This is a genomic window from Kineococcus glutinatus, assembly GCF_039542765.1.
GTDB classification, from domain to species: Bacteria; Actinomycetota; Actinomycetes; order Actinomycetales; family Kineococcaceae; genus Kineococcus_A; species Kineococcus_A glutinatus.
The window spans coordinates 1-3,605 of the sequence record NZ_BAABIL010000476.1; the positions used below are offsets into that span (position 1 = coordinate 1).

Sequence of the window (3,605 nt, forward strand, 5' to 3'; positions counted from 1 at the left end):
CTGTCCACCGTGGCCCTCACCACCGTCGGGCAGGACACCGCCGCCCTCGCCCGGCACGCCCTGGCCCGGGCCACCGCCCGCGCCGGGGAACCCGGCCTGCCCGCCGCCGACGTCGTGGTGGCCCCCCGGCTCGTCGAGCGGCGCACGAGCGCGCCACCCGGTTGAGACCGGCACCGGCGCCGGCAGGGCTGGTCTGATCGAGTGACCGTTGCAGACGTGGGTCCTGCTGGGCCGTGCCGGCCCGGTCGGGGTGGGTCCTCTGCAGTGGCGCGACCCGGCGCCGGCCGCCTCCGCCGACCCGGCGTGCGCGGACAGCAGAGAGGGTCACCACGTCGAGCTCTGCGAGAAGCGGCCAAGCACCTGCGCGGCACGGTCCGAACCGCAGCGCTTCCTGCGACCGCGGTCACACCACCCCGGGGAACTCACCCGACGCAGGCGTGAGCCGAAACCAGGAGCAGAGCACCTACCCCGACGGTGAGAGCACCGGTCGTGACGGTGCGCGTGACGACCATCGTGCCCTCCTCGTCGTCCCCGAGGTAGCCGCGCAGCTCATCGACCAGCCGCACCGCGAGCTGAACCACGCAGCAGGGTTTTCACCCGGTCGGAGGCACCGGTGATCCGCCGACGACACCACCCGCCGAGATCTGCCGACCCTGGTCACCGCTGCGGTCACTGCAGTTGCGGTGCAGCAGGTCCGCGGTCGGGTTCTCCCCCGCGAGCGGGAGGTACCCCCACGACGCGCCGGGCCCCGCTGCGACCACGGCACCCGTGAACCCGGGCGCATGCAGCGCGGCGTAATCAGCCCGCTACGCCGTGTAAGCTGCGGCCCCAGAAGGCCGGGTAACTGGTCCATTACGCGGTGTGAACTACCTGCTGCAGAGGGTCGGACGACTGGTTTCTCGGCCACGTCGCCCCGGATGCGGGGGTGGAACCGCGCCCGCGCGACACACCCGTGCAGGTGACTGCACACGACGCCCTGAGTCGATGACGAACGGAGAGCTTTGATGAGAGCAGTCGCACGACGTCCCCTCACGACCGGTGCCGGCGTGGCCCTGGCGGCCACGATGGGCCTGACGGTCATGGCGATGGGCGCGCAGGCCGGCGTGACGGGCAGCGCGAGCGGCTTCGCGGCCGGCGCCACCGGCGGTGCCGGCGGGCAGACGGTCACCGCCTCGACCGGCACCCAGATCCACGCCGCGATCTGCGGCCGCGCGAGCACCAGCACCCCCCTCACCATCGAGGTGGAAGGCACGGTCACCGTCGGGAACACCGCCGCGGCGTCCGGCAGCTGCTCCACCGCGGCCGGCGTGATCGAGCTCAAGGGCATCAGCAACATCTCGATCGTCGGTGTCGGCAGCGGTGCCACGTTCGACCAGATCGGCATCCACATCCGCGACTCGAGCAACATCGTCATCCAGAACGTCACGGTCAAGAACGTCAAGAAGTCGGGCTCGCCGACGTCCAACGGCGGCGACGCGATCGGCATGGAGTCGACCGTCCGCAACGTGTGGGTCGACCACGTGACCCTCGAGGCATCGGGTGGCGAGTCGGAGGGCTACGACGGCCTGTTCGACATGAAGGGTGACGTCGAGGACGTGACCCTGTCGTACGCGATCCTGCGCAACTCGGGCCGTGGCGGCCTCATCGGCTCGAGCGAGACCGACACGGGCAACACGAACATCACGTTCCACCACAACCTGTACCAGAACATCGACTCGCGCGCCCCGCTGCTGCGTGGCGGCCTGGCGCACATCTACAACAACCACTACGTGAACCTCAACGAGTCGGGCATCAACTCGCGCGCCGGCGCGAGGGCCAAGGTCGAGAACAACTACTTCGAGGACTCCAAGGACGTGCTCGGCACGTTCTACACGAGCTCGGCCGGCACCTGGCAGACCGCGGGCAACATCCTCGACAACGTCACGTGGTCGTCCAAGGGCAGCGCGTACAACCCGGCCGGTCCGAGCATGGCGTCCACGGGCACCGCGAGCATCCCCTACTCGTACGAGCTCGACGACGCGAGCTGCGTGCCGGCGATCGTCGCCGCCACGGCCGGTGCCGGCAAGGGCCTGAAGGTCTCGGACGGCTCCTGCACCCCGCAGACCCCGGCGCCGAGCCCCACGGCGACCGCGACGGCCACCCCGACGCCGGCGGTCAGCGCCACGCCGACGGCCACGAGCACGTCGACGGCCACGAGCACGCCGACCTCGACCGCGGGCACGCCGACCGGCACGAACCTGAGCACCGGCGCGGGCGCCGACGGCTCGAGCAAGGCCAGCGGCACGAGCTACGGCAAGGCGATCGACGGCAGCCTGAGCACCTACTGGTCCCCGAACGGCACGACCGGCTCGATCTCGGTCAAGTGGGGCACCGCCACGACGGTCTCGACGATCGACATCCGCACCGCCTCGGGCGGCGGCACCATCACCGGGTGGCGCGTCCTGAACGGTGACAGCGGCGCGGTCCTGGCCTCGGGCACCGGCGCTCCCGGCACCGTCTCGTTCTCCCCGACGTCGCTCAGGAAGATCACGTTCACCATCACCTCCGCCTCGGGCACCCCGCGCATCGCGGAGTTCGGGACCTACGCGGAGTAGTCCGGCACGAACGGCTGTGGGTGGGATCCTCCTCGGAACCCACCCACAGCCGCGTCCGGCGCCCGCCCCTCCAGCCCGGCCGCACCGTGGGACCACCACGGTCGGACGACGAGCTCAGCCGTCGAGGTCGGTGCTCGCGCTGAGCTCGCGCCACCTCTCCACCTCGGCGCGCCGCGCGTCGAGGACGCCGGCCAGGGCCTCCAGCGCGTCGGTGCCCAGCATCAGCAGCGCCGGCGGCTCCGGGGACGTCACGGCGGTGATGATCGCCTGCGCGGCCTTCGCGGGGTCGCCCGGCTGGGTGCCGTGGGCGGTGTCGTTCTCCTTGCGCCGCCGGCCGGCGGTGTCGGCGTAGTCGGCGATCGCCTCCGCGGACTGGGTCAGCGAGCGACCGGCGAAGTCGGTGCGGAAACCCCCGGGCGCGACGATCGTCACGCTGATGCCCAGCGGCGCCAGCTCCTGGCGCATCGAGGTGGACAGCGCCTCCAGGGCGGCCTTGGCGGCGGCGTAGTAGCCGGAACCGGGCGGGCACACGTGCGCACCGATCGAGGAGAGGTTCACGACGGCACCGGAGCGCCGGGCGCGCATGCCGGGCAGCACCGCCTTCGCCAGGGCCACCGCGCCGAAGACGTGGGTGTCGAACAGTCGCCGCACGTCGGCCTCGTCGCCCTCCTCGACGGCGGCCCGGTAGCCGTACCCGGCGTTGTTGACGAGCACGTCGACGCCGCCGAAGCGCTCCTCGGCGCGCCGCACCGCCCCGGCGACCTGCGCGGGATCGGTGACGTCGAGGGGCAGCGCCAGCGCCGAACCGGGGTGCGCGTCGGCCAGGTCCTGCACCGCCGAGGCGTCGCGGGCGGTGACGACGGCGCTCTCGCCGCGGGCGAGCACGGCCTCGGCGAGGGAGCGGCCGAGGCCGGTGGAGCAGCCGGTGATGAGCCAGGTGGACACGGGTTCTCTCCCTCTCGAGCGGGTGGACCGGTGCTGGAGCGGCCGCGCCGGCGGGTCCACCGGCCG

Annotated in this window: 3 protein-coding genes; 1 reads left to right on the plus strand and 2 read right to left on the minus strand. The window is 72.5% G+C overall.

The annotated features are described in order from the left end of the window. Positions 1-422 precede the first annotated feature (422 nt). Positions 423-581, minus strand: a complete 159-nt coding sequence (locus ABEB16_RS16420) for a hypothetical protein (RefSeq protein ID WP_345713300.1) — start codon at positions 579-581, stop codon at positions 423-425. Between the two features lie 420 nt (positions 582-1,001). On the opposite strand from ABEB16_RS16420, the gene ABEB16_RS16425 reads away from it, so the two are divergent. Next, positions 1,002-2,594, plus strand: a complete 1,593-nt coding sequence (locus ABEB16_RS16425) for a pectate lyase family protein (RefSeq protein WP_425560225.1) — start codon at positions 1,002-1,004, stop codon at positions 2,592-2,594. A gap of 114 nt (positions 2,595-2,708) precedes the next feature. Here ABEB16_RS16425 and ABEB16_RS16430 read toward each other — a convergent pair whose 3' ends face one another. After that, positions 2,709-3,539 carry an oxidoreductase gene (locus ABEB16_RS16430; protein ID WP_345713302.1) on the minus strand — a complete coding sequence of 277 codons (831 nt, stop codon included), beginning with the start codon at positions 3,537-3,539 and terminating at the stop codon, positions 2,709-2,711. Between the last annotated feature and the right edge of the window lie 66 nt (positions 3,540-3,605).